The sequence below is a fragment of the Kosakonia sp. PSU_27 genome (assembly GCF_039409795.1).
Classification (GTDB): Bacteria; Pseudomonadota; Gammaproteobacteria; order Enterobacterales; family Enterobacteriaceae; genus Kosakonia.
In genome coordinates this window covers 466,788-489,000 of the sequence record NZ_JBCIVK010000003.1, presented here as the reverse complement: position 1 = coordinate 489,000, position 22,213 = coordinate 466,788, and the positions used below count along the sequence as shown (strand labels likewise).

At 58.1% G+C, this 22,213-nt stretch carries 16 protein-coding genes; 10 read left to right on the top strand and 6 right to left on the bottom strand.

Annotated features, from left to right (window positions below):
- Positions 1 to 102 precede the first annotated feature (102 nt).
- Positions 103 to 951, bottom strand: coding sequence for a DNA-3-methyladenine glycosylase 2 (gene alkA, locus AAIG26_RS09185; protein WP_343180546.1), 849 nt, complete (start codon positions 949 to 951; stop codon positions 103 to 105).
- A 133-nt stretch (positions 952 to 1,084) separates the two neighbouring features.
- Between alkA and yegD the strand changes: the two genes are divergently transcribed.
- From yegD to baeR, 7 genes are all read left to right on the top strand, one after another.
- Complete coding sequence (yegD, locus tag AAIG26_RS09180) at positions 1,085 to 2,437, top strand: molecular chaperone (protein WP_343180545.1); 1,353 nt, start codon at positions 1,085 to 1,087, stop codon at positions 2,435 to 2,437.
- 180 nt (positions 2,438 to 2,617) lie between these two features.
- Positions 2,618 to 3,853 carry an MdtA/MuxA family multidrug efflux RND transporter periplasmic adaptor subunit gene (locus tag AAIG26_RS09175; protein WP_160269521.1) on the top strand — a complete coding sequence of 412 codons (1,236 nt, stop codon included), beginning with the start codon at positions 2,618 to 2,620 and terminating at the stop codon, positions 3,851 to 3,853.
- The gene (locus AAIG26_RS09170; RefSeq protein WP_343180544.1) at positions 3,853 to 6,975 is read left to right on the top strand and encodes an MdtB/MuxB family multidrug efflux RND transporter permease subunit; all 3,123 of its coding nucleotides are present in this window, start codon (positions 3,853 to 3,855) and stop codon (positions 6,973 to 6,975) included. Before AAIG26_RS09175 ends, AAIG26_RS09170 begins: the two co-directional genes overlap by 1 nt.
- On the top strand, positions 6,976 to 10,053 hold the full coding sequence (mdtC, locus tag AAIG26_RS09165; RefSeq protein ID WP_343180543.1) for a multidrug efflux RND transporter permease subunit MdtC: 3,078 nt from the start codon (positions 6,976 to 6,978) through the stop codon (positions 10,051 to 10,053).
- Entirely contained in the window at positions 10,050 to 11,465 is a 1,416-nt protein-coding gene (locus tag AAIG26_RS09160) for an MFS transporter (protein ID WP_020454327.1), read from the top strand. The genes mdtC and AAIG26_RS09160 overlap by 4 nt, the downstream gene beginning before the upstream one ends.
- Positions 11,462 to 12,985: a two-component system sensor histidine kinase BaeS gene (gene baeS, locus AAIG26_RS09155; protein ID WP_313626314.1), complete on the top strand. Its 1,524-nt coding sequence runs from the start codon at positions 11,462 to 11,464 to the stop codon at positions 12,983 to 12,985. Before AAIG26_RS09160 ends, baeS begins: the two co-directional genes overlap by 4 nt.
- A complete protein-coding gene (baeR, locus tag AAIG26_RS09150) occupies positions 12,982 to 13,704 on the top strand; it encodes a two-component system response regulator BaeR (protein WP_017458511.1) in 723 nt (240 codons plus the stop codon). The genes baeS and baeR overlap by 4 nt, the downstream gene beginning before the upstream one ends.
- 41 nt (positions 13,705 to 13,745) lie before the next feature.
- Here baeR and AAIG26_RS09145 read toward each other — a convergent pair whose 3' ends face one another.
- On the bottom strand, positions 13,746 to 14,210 hold the full coding sequence (locus AAIG26_RS09145) for a helix-turn-helix domain-containing protein (protein WP_343180542.1): 465 nt from the start codon (positions 14,208 to 14,210) through the stop codon (positions 13,746 to 13,748).
- Positions 14,211 to 14,443: 233 nt separating this feature from the next.
- Between AAIG26_RS09145 and AAIG26_RS09140 the strand changes: the two genes are divergently transcribed.
- From AAIG26_RS09140 to yegS, 3 genes are all read left to right on the top strand, one after another.
- Entirely contained in the window at positions 14,444 to 15,175 is a 732-nt protein-coding gene (locus AAIG26_RS09140; RefSeq protein WP_343180540.1) for a tetratricopeptide repeat protein, read from the top strand.
- A gap of 117 nt (positions 15,176 to 15,292) precedes the next feature.
- Positions 15,293 to 16,654 carry a tRNA 5-hydroxyuridine modification protein YegQ gene (yegQ, locus tag AAIG26_RS09135; protein ID WP_020454331.1) on the top strand — a complete coding sequence of 454 codons (1,362 nt, stop codon included), beginning with the start codon at positions 15,293 to 15,295 and terminating at the stop codon, positions 16,652 to 16,654.
- 250 nt (positions 16,655 to 16,904) lie between these two features.
- The gene (gene yegS / locus AAIG26_RS09130; RefSeq protein WP_313626316.1) at positions 16,905 to 17,804 is read left to right on the top strand and encodes a lipid kinase YegS; all 900 of its coding nucleotides are present in this window, start codon (positions 16,905 to 16,907) and stop codon (positions 17,802 to 17,804) included.
- A 208-nt stretch (positions 17,805 to 18,012) separates the two neighbouring features.
- On the opposite strand, the gene AAIG26_RS09125 is transcribed toward yegS, so the two are convergent.
- The 4 genes from AAIG26_RS09125 to thiM all read right to left on the bottom strand — a co-directional run bounded on the left by AAIG26_RS09125 (position 18,013) and on the right by thiM (position 22,187).
- Positions 18,013 to 19,167, bottom strand: a complete 1,155-nt coding sequence (locus AAIG26_RS09125; protein ID WP_343180539.1) for a mandelate racemase family protein — start codon at positions 19,165 to 19,167, stop codon at positions 18,013 to 18,015.
- Between the two features lie 237 nt (positions 19,168 to 19,404).
- Positions 19,405 to 20,457: a class I fructose-bisphosphate aldolase gene (fbaB, locus tag AAIG26_RS09120; RefSeq protein ID WP_343180537.1), complete on the bottom strand. Its 1,053-nt coding sequence runs from the start codon at positions 20,455 to 20,457 to the stop codon at positions 19,405 to 19,407.
- A 150-nt stretch (positions 20,458 to 20,607) separates the two neighbouring features.
- Entirely contained in the window at positions 20,608 to 21,408 is an 801-nt protein-coding gene (gene thiD / locus AAIG26_RS09115) for a bifunctional hydroxymethylpyrimidine kinase/phosphomethylpyrimidine kinase (RefSeq protein WP_343180535.1), read from the bottom strand.
- The gene (gene thiM, locus AAIG26_RS09110; protein ID WP_343180533.1) at positions 21,405 to 22,187 is read right to left on the bottom strand and encodes a hydroxyethylthiazole kinase; all 783 of its coding nucleotides are present in this window, start codon (positions 22,185 to 22,187) and stop codon (positions 21,405 to 21,407) included. Before thiM ends, thiD begins: the two co-directional genes overlap by 4 nt.
- Positions 22,188 to 22,213 lie beyond the last annotated feature (26 nt).

The following is a 22,213-nucleotide window of genomic DNA, read 5'->3' as shown; positions in this document are numbered from 1 at the left end:
TCCTCACGTACTACGTGTACGCTCCGGTTTTTCCGCGCTGGCCGGTTCCAAACTTGCTGCGACAATAACGCCTTATTTCCCTCTTGTGCGCAATTCACAGCCTTATTCCCCTTCCGGCTGCCAGCCATCGGTATACCAGATGTGCAACAACGCATATGAGCGCCACGGCTGCCAGCGCGCCGCGTAGCGGCGGATTTGCGCGGGTGTCATCCCGGCAAAACGCTGCTTAATCAGGTAATCATCCGGCAGGAACACATCTTTCGCCTGCCAGCCACGCAGCGCGAAGTAGTTCGCAGTCCAGCGACCGATACCCGGCCAGGTTTGCAGCGCTTTCACCCCTTGTTCCACATCCGCGGGTGGAGTGAGCGGGAATGTACCGTCGCAGACCGTCTGCGCAAGAAAAATGAGCGACTCCGCGCGTTTTAACGGCATGCCCAGCGCTTTGAGTTCTTCCGGTTGCGCTTGTGCCAGTTGCTGCGGCGCGGGAAAGCAGATCATTCCCGGCGCTTCTGCCAGCGGTTCACCAAAGCGCTGAGCCACTTTTGCGGTCAGCTTCGCCGCCATCGCCACGCTCACCAGTTGCCCCAGAATCGCCCGCACCGCCTGTTCAAACGGATCCACGCTGCCCGGCAAACGTAAACCGGGACGCGCCGCACCCAGTGAGCCCAGCGCGGTGTTGACGATTTCTGCATCACAATCCAGATCAAACAAGCCACGCAGGCGCGCCAGGCAGTATTCAGCCACTGGCACAAGCCCATCGCTGAGTGTGACCTTCAGCGTCGCGGTGGCTTCGTCAGGCTCGGCGGTGATTAACCCGCGATGCCCGTGATAATGGAACGTGCGCACATAACGCGTTGCGCTAATCTCCTCAACGCCCGCCACGGCGCGCGCGCGTAAAAAATCGAACATCCACGCCCAGTCATACGGCTTGCGCCAGTGCAGTGTGTACATAGCAACTCCTGAATAGTGACGCTAACAGCATAACAAACCGGGGATTTTCCGCCTTGCTTTCATATTCCGGTTGTCGCCCGCCACGCATTCGGCTAAAGTCGCCCCCCTTCTTCACTGGCATGGGGATAAACACGTGTTTGTTGGTTTTGACTACGGTACGGCAAACTGCTCGGTCGCGGTGATGCGCGACGGCGCAGCGCAACTGCTGAAAATGGAAAATAACAGTACTTTACTCCCGTCGATGCTTTGCGCACCGACGCGTGAAGCGGTCAGCGAGTGGCTCTATCGCCACCATCAGGTTCCGGCGACAGACGGCGAAACCCAGGCGCTGCTGCGCCGGGCGATGAGCTTTAACCGCGAGGAAGATATTGAGGTTAGCGCCTCCAGCGTGCAGTTCGGGCTGGCTTCATTGCGTCAATACGTCAGCGACCCGGAAGAGGTGTACTTTGTTAAATCACCAAAATCCTTCCTGGGTGCCAGCGGCCTGAAACCGCAGCAAATCGCCCTGTTCGAAGACCTGGTGTGCGCCATGATGCTGCATATCCGCCAGCAGGCAGAAACGCAACTGCCGGAAAGCATTGATCAGGCCGTGATTGGTCGCCCGATCAACTTCCAGGGGCTGGGCGGCGATGAGGCGAACGCGCAGGCGCAAGGCATCCTGGAACGTGCCGCAAAACGCGCCGGATTCCGTGATGTGGTGTTCCAGTTCGAACCGGTCGCCGCCGGGCTCGATTTTGAAGCAACGTTAAGCGCCGAAAAACGCGTGCTGGTGGTGGATATCGGCGGCGGTACGACAGACTGCTCATTATTGCTGATGGGGCCGCAGTGGCGCGATAAGCAAGAGCGCGCCGCCAGCCTGTTAGGGCATAGCGGCTGCCGCGTTGGCGGTAACGATTTAGACATTGCGCTGGCGTTCAAAAGCCTGATGCCGCTGCTCGGCATGGGCGGTCAGACAGAAAAAGGCATCGCGCTGCCGATACTGCCCTGGTGGAATGCGGTAGCGATTAACGATGTTCCCGCGCAGACCGAGTTTTACAGCGCCGCCAATGGCCGCTTGCTTAACGATCTCCTGCGCGACGCGCGCGACGCGGAGAAAGTGGCGCTGCTGGTAAAAGTATGGCGGCAGCGTCTGAGCTACCGGTTGGTGCGCAGCGCCGAAGAGAGCAAAATCGCCCTTTCCGACGGCACCCAGGTTACCGCTCCCTTGCCATTTATTAGCGATGACCTCGCGGCGGCGATTGACCAGGATGGTCTGGAAAGCGCGCTAAATCAGCCGCTGCAGCGCATCCTTGAACAGGTGCAACTGGCGCTGGAAAACAGTGCGGAAACGCCGGAAGTGATTTATCTCACTGGCGGTAGCGCGCGTTCACCGCTGATTAAAAAAGCGCTGGCGCAAACCCTGCCGGGGATCCCGATTGCGGGCGGCGATGACTTCGGCTCCGTCACCGCCGGTCTTGCGCGCTGGGCGCAGACACTGTTCCGTTAATATCTTGCCGGGAGGATCCCTCCCGGCATTATTTTCTTCTTTAAAATCCCCCTAACGCAAATTACCCTGCCTGCCATACGTTTCCAGACAGTGTTTCATTTTTCCTCCATTTTTCCGGGGCATGCCGTTACTAAACTAGTATTATTTCGCCATTAGTTTTCCGATGAGATACCTATAACGATGAAAGGCAGTGTTACGTTTCGCCGCACGCTTGTCGCGGCCGTGGTCATGGCGGTAGCGGGCGTAGCCTGGTACCAGTTCGCACATAAAGAGACTTCTTCTACCGCCACCGGGCAGACTCAGCGCCAGGGCGCGCCTGGCGGAGGTCGCCACGGTATGCGCGGCGGCGCGCTGCCGCCGGTGCAGGCCGCAACGGCAACCCGCGAAGCCGTACCGCGTTATCTCTCCGGGCTCGGCACCATTACCGCCGCTAATACCGTTACCGTGCGCAGCCGCGTTTCGGGCCAGCTTATGGCGATCCATTTCCAGGAAGGCCAGCAAGTAAAAGCCGGCGATCTGCTGGCGGAAATCGACCCAAGCCAGTTCAAAGTGGCGCTGGCGCAAGCGCAGGGCCAGTTGGCGAAAGATAAAGCCACACTCGCCAACGCCCGCCGCGATCTTTCGCGCTACCAGCAACTGGCGAAAACCAGCCTGGTTTCACGCCAGGATCTCGATAGCCAGCAGGCGCTGGTGACCGAATCGGAAGGCACCGTGAAAGCGGATGAAGCCGCTGTAGCCAGCGCGCAGTTAGAGCTGGACTGGAGCCGCATCACCGCCCCCATTTCCGGGCGAGTGGGTTTAAAACAGGTGGATATCGGTAACCAAATCAGCAGCAGCGACACCACCGGCATCGTGGTGTTGACGCAAACCCACCCCATCGATCTGGTGTTTACCCTGCCGGAAAGCGAAATCGCCACCGTGGTGCAGGCGCAAAAAGCAGGCCAGCAACTGGTGGTGGAAGCCTGGGATCGCACCAATAAACAGAAGCTGAGCAGCGGCACATTGTTAAGCCTCGATAACCAGATTGACGCCACCACCGGCACCATCAAACTGAAAGCCCGCTTTGATAACCAGGACGATGCCCTGTTCCCCAACCAGTTCGTCAACGCGCGCATGCTGGTTGCCACGCAGCAGGACGCGGTAGTGATCCCGGCAGCCGCCCTGCAAATGGGCAACGAAGGCAACTTCGTCTGGGTTCTGAACGACAAGAACCAGGTCAGCAAACACACCGTCACGCCAGGTATTCAGGACAGCCAGAAAGTGGTGATTGCCGCCGGTCTGTCGGCGGGCGATCGCGTGGTGACGGACGGCATTGACCGCCTGACCGAAGGGGCGAAAGTGGAAGTCGTGGATGCGAAAAACGCCGACGCCGTACCGGCAAAGCGTGAACATCCGGCCAAAGGAGCGCAGTCCTGATGCAGTTGCTACCGCCGGGCCGGACGGGCGGCCCTTCCCGTCTGTTTATTTTGCGTCCGGTCGCCACCACGCTGTTGATGGTGGCGATCCTGCTGGCCGGTATTATCGGCTACCGTTTTCTGCCCGTTTCCGCGCTGCCTGAAGTTGATTACCCGACCATTCAGGTGGTGACCCTCTACCCCGGTGCCAGCCCCGATGTGGTCACTTCGGCGATCACCGCGCCGCTGGAGCGCCAGTTTGGTCAGATGTCCGGCTTAAAACAGATGTCGTCGCAAAGTTCCGGCGGCGCGTCGGTGGTGACCTTGCAGTTCCAGCTCAGTTTGCCGCTGGATGTCGCCGAGCAGGAAGTGCAGGCGGCGATGAATGCCGCTAACAGCCTGCTCCCCTCCGATCTGCCCAACCCGCCGGTCTACAGTAAAGTTAACCCGGCAGACCCACCGATTATGACGCTCGCCGTCACCTCTTCCGCCATGCCCATGACCCAGGTCGAAGATATGGTGGAAACGCGCGTCGCGCAGAAAATCTCGCAGGTTTCCGGCGTCGGTCTGGTGACGCTCTCTGGCGGCCAGCGCCCGGCGGTGCGTGTAAAACTCAATGCCCAGGCGATTGCGGCTCTCGGGCTGACCAGCGAAACCATTCGCACCGCCATCAGTAATGCCAACGTCAATTCGGCGAAAGGCAGCCTCGACGGCCCAACCCGCGCCGTCACGCTCTCCGCCAACGATCAGATGCAGTCTGCCGAAGAGTATCGCCAGTTGATTGTCGCATATCAGAATGGCGCGCCGATCCGGCTTGGCGATATCGCGACCGTTGAACAAGGCGCAGAAAATAGCTGGCTTGGCGCATGGGCTAATAAGCAACAAGCGATTGTCATGAACGTCCAGCGCCAGCCGGGGGCGAACATTATCGACACCGCCGACAGCATCCGTACGCTGCTGCCGCAGTTAACCGAAAGCCTGCCAAAATCGGTGACGGTGAAAGTGCTGTCAGACAGAACCAACAACATTCGCGCGTCGGTCGACGACACCCAGTTCGAGCTGATGCTGGCGATCGCGCTGGTGGTGATGATTATCTACGTCTTCTTGCGCAATATTCCGGCGACCATTATTCCGGGCGTGGCGGTGCCGCTGTCGCTGGTCGGGACATTCGCGGCGATGGTATTTCTCGGTTTCTCCATCAACAACCTGACGCTAATGGCGTTGACCATCGCCACCGGCTTTGTGGTCGACGACGCGATTGTGGTTATCGAAAATATCTCGCGCTATATCGAAAAAGGCGAAAAACCGCTGGCCGCCGCCCTGAAAGGGGCTGGTGAGATCGGCTTTACCATTATCTCGCTGACGTTCTCGTTGATTGCGGTCCTGATCCCGCTGCTGTTTATGGGGGATATCGTCGGCCGCCTGTTCCGCGAATTTGCCGTCACGCTGGCGATAGCGATCCTGATTTCCGCGATTGTGTCGCTGACGCTGACGCCGATGATGTGCGCACGCATGCTAAGCGCCGAATCCCTGCGCAAACAGAACCGTTTTTCCCGCGCGTCGGAGCGTTTTTTCGAACGCGTCATCGCGGCCTACGGCAGGCTACTGAGCAAAGTGCTCAATCACCCGTGGCTGACGTTGAGCGTGGCGGTCGGAACCCTGTTTTTGTCGATCATGCTGTGGGTGTTCATTCCGAAAGGTTTCTTCCCGGTGCAGGACAACGGCATTATCCAGGGAACCCTGCAAGCGCCGCAATCCGCGTCCTTTGTCAGCATGGCAGAGCGCCAGCGCCAGGTGGCCGATATTGTCCTGCGCGATCCGGCGGTAGAAAGCCTGACGTCATTTGTCGGCGTGGATGGCACCAACCCGTCGCTTAACAGCGCCCGATTGCAAATCAACCTGAAACCGCTGGATAAGCGCGACGATCGCGTCCAGCCAGTGATTGAGCGCCTGCAACAGGCGGCGGCGAAAGTGCCCGGCGTGGCACTCTACCTGCAACCGACGCAGGATTTAACCATCGATACCACCGTCAGCCGCACGCAATATCAGTTCACCTTGCAGGCCAACTCGCTGGATGCGCTCAGTACCTGGGTGCCGCAACTGGTGAGTAAACTGCAGGCGCTGCCACAACTGGCAGATGTCAGCAGCGACTGGCAAGACAAAGGCCTGGTGGCCTACGTGAATGTCGATCGCGACAGTGCCAGCCGCCTTGGCATCAACATGGCGGACGTGGATAACGCCCTTTATAACGCGTTTGGTCAGCGGTTGATCTCCACCATTTACACCCAGGCAAACCAGTATCGCGTGGTGCTGGAACACGACACGGCGCAAACGCCGGGGCTTTCCGCGCTCGACAATATTCGCCTGACCAGTACCGATGGCGGCATCGTGCCGCTCTCGTCGATTGCGAAAGTGGAGCAACGCTACGCACCGCTGAGCATCAACCATCTGGATCAATTCCCGTCGACGACGATCTCCTTCAACGTGGCGGAGGGGTATTCGCTCGGCGATGCGGTGCAGGCCGTGCTGGATAGCGAGAAAACGCTCAACTTCCCGACGGATATCACCACGCAATTCCAGGGCAGCACACTGGCGTTCCAGGCGGCGCTTGGCAGCACCATCTGGCTGATTGTCGCGGCTGTCGCGGCGATGTATATCGTGCTCGGCGTGCTGTACGAGAGCTTTATTCACCCCATCACTATCCTGTCGACTTTACCAACGGCTGGCGTTGGCGCGCTGCTGGCGCTGATGGTGTCCGGCAGTGAACTGGATGTGATTGCTATCATCGGCATTATTTTGCTTATTGGTATCGTCAAGAAAAACGCCATCATGATGATCGACTTCGCCCTCGCCGCCGAACGCGAAGAGGGCATGTCGCCGCGCGATGCGATTTTCCAGGCCTGTTTACTGCGTTTTCGCCCGATATTAATGACCACCCTGGCGGCACTGCTTGGTGCGCTACCGTTAATGCTGAGCACCGGCGTCGGCGCAGAGTTACGCCGTCCGCTGGGCATTGGTATGGTCGGTGGTTTGCTGGTGAGCCAGGTGCTGACGCTCTTTACGACGCCGGTGATTTACCTGTTATTCGATCGCCTGTCGCTGGCGGTGAAAAAGCGTTTCCCGCGCCGTGAAGAGGAGGCGTAAGTGAAGTTTTTCGCCCTCTTCATTTACCGCCCGGTGGCGACGATTTTGATTTCGCTCGCCATTACGCTGTGCGGCATTCTCGGCTTCCGGCTGCTGCCGGTCGCCCCGCTGCCGCAGGTCGATTTTCCGGTGATTATGGTTAGCGCCTCACTGCCGGGCGCGTCACCGGAAACCATGGCCTCCTCTGTTGCCACCCCGCTTGAGCGCTCGCTCGGGCGCATTGCCGGGGTCAGTGAAATGACCTCATCCAGTTCGCTGGGCAGCACGCGCATTATTCTTGAGTTTAATTTCGACCGCGATATCAACGGCGCGGCGCGCGATGTGCAGGCGGCGATTAACGCGGCGCAAAACCTGTTACCAAGCGGCATGCCATCGCACCCGACCTATCGCAAAGCGAATCCGTCGGCTGCGCCGATCATGATTTTGACGCTTACGTCAGACACCTATTCGCAGGAGCAGTTGTATGACTTCGCCTCGACGCAACTGGCGCAAACCATCTCGCAGATTGATGGCGTGGGCGACGTTGACGTTGGCGGCAGTTCCCTGCCCGCCGTGCGTGTGGATTTAAACCCGCAGGCGCTGTTTAACCAGGGCGTATCGCTGGATTCAGTGCGTACGGCAATCAGCAATGCCAACGTGCGCAAACCGCAGGGCGCAGTGGAAGACGGCACGCGGCGCTGGCAGGTGCAAACCAACGACGAGCTGAAAACCGCCGCCGAATACCAACCGTTAATCATTCACTACAAAAACGGCTCCGCCGTGCGCTTAAGCGATGTCGCTAAAGTCACTGACTCGGTGCAGGATGTGCGCAACGCCGGGATGACCAATGCGAAGCCCGCTATTTTGCTGATGATCCGCAAACTGCCGGAAGCCAATATTATTCAGACAGTGGACAGTATTCGCGCCCGTCTGCCCGGCCTGCAGCAAACCATTCCTGCGGCGATTGATTTGCAAATCGCCCAGGATCGCTCGCCGACCATTCGCGCTTCGCTGGCCGAGGTCGAACAGACGCTGGTTATCTCGGTGGCACTGGTGATTCTGGTGGTGTTCCTGTTTTTACGTTCAGGCCGCGCAACGCTGATCCCGGCGGTTGCCGTCCCCGTGTCGCTTATCGGCACGTTTGCCGCCATGTATTTATGCGGCTTTAGCCTGAATAACCTGTCGCTCATGGCGCTGACCATTGCCACCGGTTTTGTGGTCGATGATGCGATTGTGGTGCTGGAAAATATCTCACGCCATCTGGAAGCGGGGATGAAACCGTTGCAGGCAGCGCTGCAAGGCACGCGAGAAGTCGGCTTTACCGTGCTGTCGATGAGTATTTCGCTGGTGGCCGTATTCCTGCCGCTGCTGCTGATGGCGGGGCTTCCGGGACGTTTGCTGCGCGAATTCGCCGTCACACTGTCGGTGGCGATTGGTATTTCGCTGGCCATTTCCCTGACGCTAACGCCGATGATGTGCGGCTGGTTGTTAAAAGCGCATAAACCGCGCGAGCGCAGCCGGGAAAAAGGCTTCGGCCGCCTGCTGGTGGCGCTACAACAGCAATACGCACGATCGTTGAAATGGGTGCTCAACCATGCGCGGTTAGTCGGGTTGGTGTTGATTGGCACCATCGCGCTCAATATCTGGCTCTATATTTCGATTCCGAAAACCTTCTTCCCGGAGCAGGATACCGGCGTGTTGATGGGCGGTATTCAGGCCGATCAGAGTATTTCATTCCAGGCGATGCGCGGTAAGTTACAGGACTTTATGAAGATAATCCGTGACGATCCGGCGGTAGATAATGTCACCGGTTTTACCGGCGGTTCACGTGTTAACAGCGGCATGATGTTTATCACCCTGAAACCCCGCGGTGTGCGCCACGAAACTGCGCAACAGGTGATTGATCGTCTGCGCGGCAAGCTGGCCAAAGAGCCGGGCGCGAGCCTGTTTTTGATGGCCGTGCAGGATATTCGCGTCGGCGGTCGCCAGGCCAATGCCAGCTACCAGTTCGCTTTGCTGTCGGACTCGCTCAGCGCCCTGCGCGAATGGGAGCCCAAAATTCGCAAAGCCCTTGCCGCACTGCCGGAGCTTGCCGACGTTAACTCGGATCAGCAGGATAACGGCGCGGAGATGAATCTGGTGTACGACCGTGAAACCATGTCGCGGCTCGGTATCAGCGTCCAGGCGGCCAACAGCCTGCTGAATAATGCCTTCGGTCAACGGCAGATTTCCACCATTTACCAACCGCTAAACCAGTACAAAGTGGTGATGGAAGTCGACCCGCGCTACACCCAGGATGTCAGCGCGCTGGATAAGATGTACGTCATCAACAGTGACGGCAAAACGATCCCGCTCTCCTACTTCGCGCACTGGCAGCCCGCAAACGCGCCGCTGTCGGTGAATCATCAGGGGTTGTCGGCGGCCTCGACCATTGCCTTTAACCTGCCAACGGGAACCTCGTTATCGCAAGCCAGCGACGCCATTAACCGCGCGATGACGCAGCTTGGCGTGCCTTCCAGCGTGCGCGGCAGTTTTGCCGGCACCGCGCAGGTGTTCCAGGAAACAATGAACTCGCAGGTCATCCTGATCCTGGCGGCAATTGCGACGGTCTATATCGTGCTGGGGATTTTGTACGAAAGCTATGTTCACCCGCTGACCATTCTCTCTACCCTGACCTCGGCGGGCGTGGGCGCGCTGCTGGCGCTTGAGCTTTTCGGCGCGCCATTCAGTTTGATCGCGCTAATTGGCATTATGCTGTTGATTGGGATTGTAAAGAAAAACGCGATTATGATGGTTGACTTCGCGCTCGAAGCGCAGCGCCAGGGTAATCTCACGGCTGAAGAGGCGATTTTCCAGGCCTGCCTGCTGCGTTTTCGCCCGATCATGATGACCACGCTGGCGGCGCTGTTTGGCGCGCTGCCATTAGTGATCTCCGGTGGCGACGGCTCAGAGCTACGCCAGCCGCTCGGTATTACGATTGTGGGCGGGCTGGTAATGAGCCAGTTACTCACCCTGTACACCACGCCGGTGGTCTATCTCTTCTTCGACCGCCTGCGTATGCGCTTTAGCCGACACGAAAGAGAGCCAGTTAGTGAATGAATGAGCTACCGAAAAATATCCGCTGGCAGCTATGGATCGTCGCCTTTGGCTTTTTTATGCAGTCGCTGGATACCACCATTGTTAACACGGCGCTCCCCTCGATGGCGAAAAGCCTCGGGGAGAGCCCGCTGCACATGCATATGGTGGTGGTCGCCTATGTGCTGACGGTAGCGGTGATGCTGCCCGCCAGCGGCTGGCTGGCAGACCGGGTTGGCGTGCGGAACATCTTTTTTGCCGCCATTGTGCTGTTTACCACCGGCTCACTGTTTTGCGCGCAGGCGTCGACACTCGATCAGTTAGTCATGGCGCGCGTGCTGCAAGGTGTCGGCGGCGCGATGATGGTGCCGGTCGGCAGGCTAACGGTGATGAAAATTGTCCCACGCGATCAGTACATGGCGGCGATGACTTTTGTCACCCTGCCGGGGCAGGTAGGCCCGCTGCTCGGCCCGGCGCTTGGTGGTATCCTGGTGGAATATGCCTCCTGGCACTGGATTTTCCTGATTAATCTGCCGGTGGGCATTCTCGGTGCGATCGCCACCCTCAGCCTGATGCCCAACTACACCCTGCAAACCCGCCGCTTTGATATGGCGGGTTTTGTGCTGCTCGCGGGCGGCATGGCAACGCTGACGCTGGCGCTCGATGGCAATCGCGGGCTGGGGCTAACGTCGTGGCAACTCGGCGCGCTGGTGGCGGTGGGCGCGGCGGCGATGCTCTTTTATCTGCTGCATGCCAGAGGCAACGACGGTGCATTATTTAATCTGCGGTTGTTCCGCACGCCCTCTTTTTCGCTGGGTCTGGCCGGGAGTTTCGCCGGGCGCATCGGCAGCGGTATGTTGCCGTTTATGACGCCGGTGTTTTTGCAGATTGGCCTGGGGTTTTCGCCCTTTCACGCCGGGCTGATGATGATCCCGATGGTGCTGGGCAGCATGGGAATGAAACGCATCGTGGTGCAGGTGGTGAACCGCTTTGGCTACCGCCGCGCACTGGTCTGCTCCACGCTTGGTCTGGCCGCCATCAGCCTGCTGTTTATGGCAACAGCGCTGCTCGGCTGGTATTACCTGCTGCCGGTGGTGCTGTTCTGCCAGGGGATGATCAACTCGATGCGCTTCTCCTCCATGAACACCTTAACGCTCAAAGATCTGCCCGATGAGCTGGCCAGCGGCGGCAACAGCCTGCTGTCGATGATCATGCAGTTATCGATGAGTATCGGGGTGACTGTCGCCGGGCTGCTGCTCGGCCTGTTTGGTCAGCAGCATCTGTCCGCAGACAGCGGCGTGGCGCACCATGTTTTCCTTTACACCTATCTCAGCATGGCGGTGATTATTTCACTTCCGGCGTTGCTCTTTGCCCGCGTCCCGAATGACGCCAGCCAGAACGTCGTGATTGCCCGTCGCAACAGGAGAGCGTCATGAAGTTCTGGCGGCCGGGTATTACGGCCAAACTGTTTCTGGCGATTTTAGCCACCTGTATTGTTCTGCTGATCACCATGCACTGGGCGGTACGTCTCAGCTTTGAGCACGGTTTTATTGACTACATTAAGCGCGGCAACGAACAGCGCCTGCAAATGCTGAGCGACTCGCTGGCTGAGCAGTATGCGCAAAACGGTAGCTGGCAGTTTCTGCGCAACAATGACCGGGTGATTTTCCAGCTCTTGCGTTCATTCGAACGCGATAACGACCGTGAAGAAGACCGGCCTGGTGAACCGCCGCGCGAGATGGACAGCAATGCACCGCCAGGCATGGAACCCGGCGGGGAGCGTGACATGCGTTCCGGCCCGAATGACGAAATGGAGCGCTCCCCTGGCCCGCCGCCGCCGGATATGCCGCCGCACGGCTGGCGCACCAAATTCTGGGTCGCCGATCAGGATAATAATGTGCTGGTCGGTCCGCGCTCACCGGTGCCAAAGGATGGCACACGCCGGGCAATTGTCGTGAATAACGCGACCGTCGGCTGGGTTATCGCTTCGCCGATTGAGCGCCTGACGCGCAACACCGATATCAACTTTGAACGCCAGCAGCGACGCACCAGTTGGCTGATTGTCGGCCTTGCCACATTGCTCGCCGCGCTGGCGACTTTCCCGCTGGCGCGCGGTTTACTGGCGCCGGTAAAACGGCTGGTCGATGGCACCCACCGGCTCGCCTCGGGCGATTTCTCCACCCGGGTCAATCCCGGTAGCCAGGATGAGCTTGGCTGGCTGGCGCGCGACTTTAACCAGCTCGCCAGCACGCTGGAGCGCAATCAGCAAATGCGCCGCGATTTTATGGCGGATATTTCGCACGAACTGCGCACGCCGCTGGCGGTGCTGCGCGGCGAACTGGAGGCGATCCAGGATGGTGTGCGGCAGTTCACGCCGGAATCGGTAGCCTCGCTGCAGGCAGAAGTCGCCACGCTCACCAAGCTGGTCAATGACCTGCACCAGTTATCAATGTCTGATGAAGGGGCGCTGGCCTACCAGAAAGCGCCGGTGGATGTGGTGTCGCTGGTCGAAGTCGCCGCAGGCGCTTTCCGCGAGCGTTACGCCAGCCGCAATCTGACCCTTTCTCTTGAAGTGCCCGCCAGCGCCACGGTGTTTGGCGATCCCGATCGCCTGATGCAGTTATTTAACAACCTGCTGGAAAACAGCCTGCGCTACACCGATGCGGGCGGGCAAATGCTTATCCAGGTCATGACCCGCGACAATACGCTGGTGATGCGTTTTGCCGACAGCGCACCGGGCGTCAGCGATGAGCAACTCAAACGGCTGTTCGAGCGTTTTTATCGCACGGAAGGCTCGCGTAACCGTGCCAGCGGCGGCTCCGGCCTGGGGCTGGCTATTTGTTTGAATATTGTGGAAGCGCACGGTGGCGCTATCCACGCGGCGCACTCGCCATTCGGCGGGGTTAGCATTACAGTTGAACTACCGCTTGAACGCGAAAAAACGAGAGATGTATGACTGAGTTACCGATCGATGAAAACACGCCACGCATCCTGGTTGTTGAAGATGAGCCTAAGCTTGGGCAGTTGCTGCTCGACTATCTGCGCGCGGCAAGCTACGCGCCAACGCTGATTAACCACGGCGATCAGGTGCTCTCTTACGTGCGCCAGACGCCGCCGGATCTGATCCTGCTGGATTTGATGCTGCCCGGTACCGACGGGTTAACGTTATGTCGGGAAATCCGTCGTTTTTCTAACGTGCCCATTATTATGGTGACGGCGAAAATCGAAGAGATCGACCGCCTGCTGGGGCTGGAGATTGGCGCGGATGATTACATCTGCAAACCTTACAGCCCGCGTGAAGTGGTGGCGCGCGTGAAAACCATCCTGCGCCGTTGCAAACCGCAGCGCGAGCTGGAGCGGCTGGATGCTGAAAGCCCGCTGATTGTCGATGAAGGGCGTTTTCAGGCGAGCTGGCACAACAAGCTGCTGGATCTCACGCCCGCTGAGTTTCGCCTGCTGAAAACCCTCTCCAGCGAGCCGGGCAAAGTGTTCTCCCGCGAGCAGTTGCTTAACCATCTGTATGACGACTACCGCGTAGTAACTGACCGTACCATCGACAGCCATATCAAAAACCTGCGTCGCAAACTCGAAGCGCTGGATGAAGAACAATCCTTTATCCGCGCCGTTTACGGTGTCGGTTACCGCTGGGAAGCCGACGCCTGTAAACTGGCGTAAGCCGGATGTCGGGCGCATGCGCCCGACACGCTCCGGTCGAGTTATTTACGCAGCAACCGCTGCAAACGCTGCTTATGCCACTGGCTAATCAGATTCGCGAAGACAAAAATCCGCAACCCTTTCACCGCCACCAGCCCGCCCCAAATCGCCGCCACCCACAATGACCAATGGCTCTCCGGCGAGGTGCTGCGGTTGAGGAAAAACAGCAGCACGCAGACGATAACGGCGGTGATCAACATGCGCCAGAAACTGCTTTCGGCGTCGAGCTGTTCCCGCGCGGCGGTGATGCGTTTATCCAGCGCCTCTTCGCCGGCCTCGCTCTGCGCGGAAATCTCGGTGACGCTGACGCCAAACACCGCCGCCAGTGCGCTGAGTGTTTCCAGCGAAGGCTGATCGCCATTTTCAATTCTCTGCACGGTTCTGACGCTCAGCGCCGCCATCTCTGCCAGTTGTTCCTGTGACCAGGCCCGAGCCAGACGTAATGCTTTTACTTTGTTATCGCTCATACTCTTTCTCCTGATGAATCCGGCCTGTAGTGTCACCCAACCCCGCAGACAGCAACACGATCCGCACCTGACAGCGACCCGACAGCAGCCTGACACGGCCTGTCGTCAAGTATAACTCCGGCGAATATGTCTTCAGTGAACAACAGCGCAATCCTCTGTATGATGGCTGCCGCCTGGGGCATAGTATCGTTTCGTCAGCCGCCAGGCCTAACAACAATAAAAGGAAAGGGATAGTGAGGAAATACTACTACGGTGCGCTGACACTCTTATTTGCTGCATTCAACTGCCAGGCAGAGCTAACCGAAGCACAGATGGATGCAGACTGCGCGAAAATCGCCGATTACGCCAAAAAAGGCGATCAATATTACAAAGCGAAAGATTACCCCAAAGCGCGCGAGGCTTTCGAAGAACAGGTGGCATGGCTGGAGCAGTGCGAATCAGGCAAAGATAAACCGAATGATGTGTTGATAGCCACCGCCTACAACAACGTCGCGCTTACCTGGATCCGCCAGGGCGAGTACCGTAAAGCGCAGGCGTGGCTGTCCATTATGCCGGACGACGAAAAGTCGAAATATAACCTCGCGCGTATTCAGGACAAGCTGCAGGCGCTGCCAAAACCGGCTTCCGCCGCGGGTGAATACTGGCAGTACGCCGGGCGCAGCGAGTGGGAAGTCATCACGCTTAAACCTAAGGGTAAAGAGAGCTGGCAGGCAGACTGGTCCGGTCTTTATTTCGGCATCATGGGGCTGTACTCCGGGCCGAATATGGGTGATTTCAGCGAAAAAGTGACGCTGAAAAACGGCAAAGGCGACATCATTTTGCGTGATGAAGGCATTTCCCAATGCACCATTTCGCTGAGTCTGGCGGCGGATCTCAACACGCTGGAGATGAAAACGGATGATGCGACGAATTGCGGTTTCGGCCATAACGTCAGAGCCGATGGCACCTACCTGCGCGTGAACTAACGCGCGGGTTTACTCCCCTGCCCCGCGGCGCTACAATTCCCGCCCTAAATTTAGGGGAACTCCCCTGCGGCCTCACTTCGGTGAGGCTATCTGACCTGTCATCAGAACGAGAACATCATGTTTAAACCGGAACTCCTCTCCCCGGCGGGAACGCTGAAAAATATGCGTTACGCTTTCGCCTACGGCGCAGACGCGGTTTACGCGGGCCAACCGCGTTACTCGCTGCGCGTGCGCAATAACGAATTCAACCACGAAAACCTGCAAATCGGCATTAACGAAGCCCACGCGCTGGGTAAGCAGTTTTACGTGGTGGTGAATATTGCCCCGCACAACGCCAAGCTGAAAACGTTTATTCGCGATCTGAAACCGGTGGTGGATATGGGGCCGGACGCGCTGATTATGTCCGATCCCGGTTTAATCATGCTGGTGCGGGAAAACTTCCCGCAGATGCCGATTCATCTGTCGGTACAGGCCAACGCCGTTAACTGGGCGACCGTGAAGTTCTGGCAGCAAATGGGGCTGAGCCGCGTGATCCTCTCCCGCGAACTGTCGCTGGAAGAGATTGCCGAAATCCGCGCCCAAGTGCCGGAGATGGAGATCGAAATCTTCGTGCACGGCGCGCTGTGCATGGCTTATTCCGGCCGCTGCCTGCTCTCGGGTTATATCAATAAACGCGATCCGAACCAGGGCACCTGTACCAATGCCTGTCGCTGGGAATACAAGGTGCAGGAAGGCAAAGAAGATGCCATCGGCAATATCGTACACGTGCATGAACCGATCCCGGTACAGAACATTGAACCGACACTCGGCGTCGGCGCGCCGACCGATAAAGTGTTCATGATTGAAGAAGCCCAGCGTCCGGGCGAGTACATGACCGCCTTTGAAGACGAGCACGGCACTTACATCATGAACTCGAAAGATCTGCGGGCGATTGCGCATGTTGAGCGGTTAACGCAGATGGGGGTGCACTCTCTGAAGATTGAAGGCCGCACTAAATCCTTCTACTACTGCGCGCGTACCGCGCAGGTTTATCGTAAAGCGATTGACGACGCCGCAGCGGGCAAGCCGTTCGACACTTCGCTGCTGGAGACGCTGGAAGGCCTGGCGCACCGGGGTTACACCGAAGGTTTCCTGCGCCGTCACACCCATGACGACTACCAGAACTATGAATACGGTTATTCCGTGTCCGAACGCCAGCAGTTTGTCGGTGAATTCACTGGTGAGCGCAAAGGCGACCTTGCGGCTGTAGCGGTGAAAAATAAGTTTTCCGTTGGCGACAGCCTGGAGTTGATGACGCCGCAGGGCAACGTCAATTTTACGCTGGAGCACATGGAAAACGCCAAAGGCGAAGCCATGCCGGTCGCGCCGGGAGACGGTTATACGGTCTGGCTGCCGGTTCCGCAGGATATGGCGCTGGAATATGCGCTGTTAATGCGCAATTTCACCGGGCAGTCAACCCGCAATCCTCACGCGAAGTGATTGAACAGGGTTATTTTTTCGGCGCGAAAAATCTTAGAATCGGATCACATACCGCCCCGTTTAATACGGGTATTATCCTTCTCGCTGAAAAACATAACCCATAAATGCTAGCTGTACCAGGAACCACCTCCTTAGCCTGCGTAATCTCCCTTACGCAGGCTGATTTTTTTTAATCCTTTCTCTGCTTTTTCTCCCCACTTTTCTCTCCTGAGATACACTTTTCTCATCGAATTCAATCAGGATGAAAAGAATGAGCGCATTTCCCACAAGTTTGTTAATCCTCAACGGTAAAAGCGCCGGGGACGAAGCCCTGCGCGAAGCGGTAACGCTATTGCGCGACGAAGGCATGGATATTCAGGTGCGCGTCACATGGGAAAAAGGCGACGCGGTGCGCTATGTCGAAGAGGCGCAGCAGCTTGGCGTTGCCACGGTGATTGCCGGTGGCGGCGATGGCACCATTAACGAAGTGGCGACCGCGCTGGTGAACTGCAAAAGCGAGACAATCCCGGCGCTGGGCATTTTGCCGCTCGGCACCGCCAATGATTTCGCTACCAGCGCCGGCATCCCGGAAGGCCTGGATAAGGCCTTACAGCTGGCAATTGTCGGCAAAGCGGTGCCAATTGATATCGCCCGCGTGAACGATAAAACCTGCTTTATCAATATGGCGACCGGCGGTTTTGGCACCCGCATTACCAGCGAAACGCCGGAAAAACTTAAAGCCGCGCTCGGCGGCGTCTCCTATCTGATCCACGGCCTGATGCGCATGGATATGCTGAAAGCGGATCGCTGCGAAATAAGTGGTGAGGATTTTCACTGGCAGGGCGATGCACTGGTGATCGGCATCGGCAATGGCCGCCAGGCGGGCGGCGGACAGCAGCTCTGCCCGCAGGCGCTGATCAATGACGGCTTATTACAGCTACGGATTTTCACCGGTGATGAACTGCTTCCCGCGCTGTTTACCACCCTGACACAGCCGGAAGATAACCCGCATATTGTCGACGGGAAATCGGCGTGGTTTGAAATTAATGCCCCGCATGAAATGACGTTTAATCTCGACGGCGAACCGCTGCGTGGCGAGCAGTTTCGTATTGAAGTGGTGCCGAATGCGCTGCAATGCCGGTTGCCACCGGATTGCCCGTTATTGCGTTAACGCGCCGCAGCCTTACGAGCGTGTTGCAAGCAAATTGACAGACCCGGTGAGCGCAAGCGCCGCCAGGCCTTTTTTGCTGCATTGCGACTGACGGTTATCTCAGCAACCCATAGTTTATTAATTTGAGAACATCTCGCAGCGAGGGCTTAACCCCCCCCCGCTGAAATCAGCGAACCGGAGGGTGAATGACAAGGGTATTTATTATCTGTCAGTCGTGGCTGACGGTATTGGCTTCGATATAGGCGAAATTGATGTCCTCGCCGAGCCCCGGTCGCTGCGGCAGATGAACAAAGCCCTCTTCATCCATCGGATCAATCAGGCTGTTTAAGTACGCCGCCGGTTGATCATAATCGAGGAACGGGTGCAGCAAACCGCGCTCGTACCAGCGGCAGTTGCGGATGGCGCCAATCACCGCCAGGCTCGCCGCGCCGTTGCCGTGCACTTCACAATCCATGCCGAATGATTCCGCCAGGTTCGCCACTTTCAGCGCTGGCGAAATGCCGCCCACGCCGTTGGCTCCGGCGCGCAGAATGTCACAGGCGCCCGCGTTTACCCAGTCGGCGCGGCTATGGTGTTTCCCGCCCAGGCTTTCCGGCCCGATAACCGGAATCGACAGATTTTCCGCAAGCCACGCGTAAGAGGACATGCTCGCTTCGTCCATCGGTTCTTCAAACCAGGCGAAGTTGAGTTTTTCCAGCTCCTTGCCGATATAGAGCGCGTCGGTGCGGCTGTACCAGTGGTAGCCATCAAGCATCAGTTCAATATCCGGGCCGACCGCTTCACGCACCGCGGCGCAGGCTTTGACGTCCATTTTCGGGTTCGGCGCGAATTTCACCGGTGGCATCCAGGTGTGTAATTTGATGGCCTTGTAGCCGCGCGCCACCAGTTTTTCGGCGAAGGCGGCGTACTCGTCCGGCGTCGAAAGGCCGCCTTCCAACTCATCGCCGCACATGGTGCTGCCATACGCCGGGACTTTGTCGCGATAACCGCCCAGCAGCTTGTACACCGGCATGTTTAATTTGCGGCCAATCAAATCCCACAGCGCTTGTTCAACAAATGACAGTGCGCGCTCGGTTAACTGATGCGCACTGCCGCGTTGCCAGTGCACCAGATCCTGCCAGATGCGCTCGCGGTTAAACGGATCCTGCCCGAGCATCACTTTGCGAAAAAAAGCGTTGAGCACAAACGGGCGCACCACTTCCGGCGGCGCAAAGGAATAGCCTTTGCTGCCATCGTCTGCGGCGATCGTCAGCATCGCCATGCTGGCCTGTTTTTCCGGCCCTGGATGCGAGTGCCCGGCGCTGTCGGAAACGCGGCGCGTGGGATGCTGAAACACGGTGACGTTTACTGATTCAATTTTCATTCTGGTTCCCTGATATTTTTTGAAAAGCTGTTTTATAAATAAATATTATGCACAAAAATAGCGCGTAACTTCGGGCAAGTTTCGCTAAACGAGGGGCATTTTTTAGACATATGCACGACGCGGCGTGACGTTTTTCACAAAAAGACGGAATGCAATCAGGGGATTGAGACGCAGGTAAGATGAAATAAAGGCGATGGATTATTTACCCTCCCCCGCCAGGGAGAGGGTAAAAGGTAATCAGGCGATGGTCACTTTCTCGTCAAGATAGACATCCTGCACAGCGTTAATCAGCTTCACGCCCTCGGCCATGGTTTTCTTGAACGCTTTACGGCCAAGGATCAGCCCCATGCCGCCCGCGCGTTTATTGATAACCGCCGTACGAACCGCGTCGCCGAGATCGGTATCGCCGCCCGCCGCGCCGCCGGAGTTAATCAGCCCGGACCGGCCCATATAGCAGTTCGCCAGCTGGTAACGCACCAGGTCAATCGGGTTGTCGCTGGTCAGCTTGCTGTAGACGCGCTCGTCGGTATAGCCAAAATTCACCGCTTTGTAGCCGCCATTATTTTCCGCCATTTTCTGCTTCACAATGTCGGCGCCAATGGTGGCGGCAATGTGGTTCGCCTGGCCGGTTAAATCGGCGGAAACGTGGTAATCAACGCCATCTTTCTTGAACGATGAGTTACGCAGGTACGCCCACAATACGGTGACCATACCGAGCTCATGCGCACGTTCAAAGGCGGCGGAAATTTCTTCAATCTGGCGGCGTGATTCCGCTGAACCGAAATAGATCGTCGCCCCGACGGCGACCGCGCCCATATTGAACGCCTGCTCGACGCTGGCGTACAACGTCTGGTCATATTCGGTAGGGTAGCTGAGCGTTTCGTTGTGGTTCAGTTTTACCAGGAAAGGAATGCGGTGCGCATAACGGCGCGAAACCGACGCCAGCACGCCGTAAGTGGATGCCACGCAGTTACAACCGGCTTCAATCGCCAGCTCGACAATGTTCTTCGGATCGAAGTAGAGCGGGTTGGCGGCAAACGACGCGCCCGCCGAGTGCTCAATGCCCTGGTCGACCGGCAAAATAGACAGATAGCCCGTGCCCGCCAGCCGCCCGTGGTTATACAGCGTCTGCATATTTCGCAGCACCGCCGGCGGGCGGTTGTTATCGACCATTACGCGATCAACATAATCGTGTCCTGGCAGATAGAGCTGGTCAGCGGGGATGGTCATACAACGGTGTTGCAGAAGGCTGTCGGCGTCTTTGCCTAGTAACTGCACAATATCAGTCATAGCTATGCTCCCGTAAGCTTCGCGCAAAGCGAATTGGATTATCCTTACCTGCCTGACGGCAGGCAGAGATAAGCCTGGTTCCCTCTTGTCAGATTTTCCACCGCTGGCCTTTTTTTCAGCATTATCTGCTGGCACGTTTCATATAGCGGTTTACCACCACTGGTGAAAGTGATGCACCGGCCCAATGCCGTGCCCCACTTCCAGCGTATCTGCCTGCGCGAGCGCCGCCGTTAACCACTGTTTTGCTTCCACCACGGTGGATGCCCAGCCGTCATGGCACGGGCGCAGCGCCGCCAGCGCGGCGGAGAGCGTACAGCCCGTACCGTGGGTGTTTTTCGTTTTCACACGCGGGGCGCTAAAGCGCAGCGCCCCGTCGCGCGTGAACAGCCAGTCAGGGCTTTCGGCGTCATCCAGATGACCGCCTTTCATCAGCACCGCTTCACAGCCGAGCGCCAGTAGCGCTTCGCCCTGCGCATGCATCTCCTGTTCGCTGCGGGCATGTGGCGCATCAAGCAGCGCGGCGGCTTCCGGCAAATTAGGCGTAATAAGTGAAACCTGTGGCAGTAAATGCTGACGCAGCGCAGTGACCGCTGAGGGCGATAACAGCGGGTCACCACTTTTGGCGAGCATCACCGTATCCAGCACCACATTGCGTACCTGATAGCGACGCAGCCGTTCCGCGACCGCTTCAACAATGTCCGTTTCCGCCAGCATGCCGATTTTGGTGGTGTCAATACGCACGTCGCTGAGCACGGAATCAAGCTGTGCGGCGACAAAGTCGGGTTCAATGCGGTACACCGACTGCACGCCACGGGTGTTTTGCGCCACCAGTGCGGTGATCACCGAACAGCCGTATGCGCCCAGCGCGGAAAAAGTTTTCAGATCCGCCTGAATGCCAGCCCCACCGCTGGGATCGGTGCCGGCAATGGTTAATGCGTTGATGCGTTTCATGCATTGCCTCCCAGCGTGTACAGCGCGTCCAGAAAGGCGGGAACAAAACTGCCCGGTCCTGCGCTCTTCGCACAGGCCAGGCTACCGGCTTGCGCCATAAACGCGCAGGCCGCAGCGACATTTTCCAGCTTATCGCCCGGCAGTGCGCAGCAGGCGGCCACCACCGCAGAGAGTGCGCAGCCAGTACCCACCACGCGCGTCATCAGCACATCACCGCCGGTCACCATCAACACACGCGGGCCATCGGTGATGTAATCCACTTCGCCGCTTACCGCGACAATCGCCCCGCTTTGTCGCGCCAGCGCCTGCGCCGCAGGCAGTGCCGCGCTGGCGGTGTCGGTGGTATCCACCCCACGCCCGCCTGCGCTCATACCGGCAAGCGCGAGGATTTCCGAAGCATTCCCCCGGATCGCCGCCGGGCGCAACGCCAGCAGTTGCTGGCAGAATTGTGTGCGTAGCGTGAGCGCGCCAACGGCAACGGGATCGAGTGTCCAGGGTTTATGCGCGGCTTTCGCGCTCTCGACCGCCGCGCGCATCGCTGCGGCGCGTTCGCGCGTTAAGGTACCCACGTTGATTAACAGGGCATCGGCAATGGCGCTGAACTGCGGCGCTTCTTCGCTATCAATCACCATCGCGGGTGATGCGCCAAGCGCCAGTAGCACGTTAGCGGTAAAGGTTTGTACGACGTCATTGGTCATACAGTGCACAAGGGGAGAACGGCGGCGGAATTGCTGTAACGCATGTGCGAGTTGCACACGATCAAGCAGGTCAGGTTGCATGGTTTCGCTCCTGCCCGGCGTGAAGA

Bases quoted from the DNA above. Each gene is read 5' to 3' on its own strand.
- baeR (WP_017458511.1), top strand. From the start codon at position 12,982: ATGACTGAGTTACCGATCGATGAAAACACGCCACGCATCCTGGTTGTT.
- AAIG26_RS09145 (WP_343180542.1), bottom strand. From the start codon at position 14,210: ATGAGCGATAACAAAGTAAAAGCATTACGTCTGGCTCGGGCCTGGTCA.
- yegS (WP_313626316.1), top strand. From the start codon at position 16,905: ATGAGCGCATTTCCCACAAGTTTGTTAATCCTCAACGGTAAAAGCGCC.
- thiM (WP_343180533.1), bottom strand. From the start codon at position 22,187: ATGCAACCTGACCTGCTTGATCGTGTGCAACTCGCACATGCGTTACAG.
- AAIG26_RS09160 (WP_020454327.1), top strand. From the start codon at position 10,050: ATGAATGAGCTACCGAAAAATATCCGCTGGCAGCTATGGATCGTCGCC.
- yegQ (WP_020454331.1), top strand. From the start codon at position 15,293: ATGTTTAAACCGGAACTCCTCTCCCCGGCGGGAACGCTGAAAAATATG.
- AAIG26_RS09170 (WP_343180544.1), top strand. From the start codon at position 3,853: ATGCAGTTGCTACCGCCGGGCCGGACGGGCGGCCCTTCCCGTCTGTTT.
- fbaB (WP_343180537.1), bottom strand. From the start codon at position 20,457: ATGACTGATATTGTGCAGTTACTAGGCAAAGACGCCGACAGCCTTCTG.
- AAIG26_RS09175 (WP_160269521.1), top strand. From the start codon at position 2,618: ATGAAAGGCAGTGTTACGTTTCGCCGCACGCTTGTCGCGGCCGTGGTC.
- baeS (WP_313626314.1), top strand. From the start codon at position 11,462: ATGAAGTTCTGGCGGCCGGGTATTACGGCCAAACTGTTTCTGGCGATT.
- AAIG26_RS09125 (WP_343180539.1), bottom strand. From the start codon at position 19,167: ATGAAAATTGAATCAGTAAACGTCACCGTGTTTCAGCATCCCACGCGC.
- thiD (WP_343180535.1), bottom strand. From the start codon at position 21,408: ATGAAACGCATCAACGCATTAACCATTGCCGGCACCGATCCCAGCGGT.
- alkA (WP_343180546.1), bottom strand. From the start codon at position 951: ATGTACACACTGCACTGGCGCAAGCCGTATGACTGGGCGTGGATGTTC.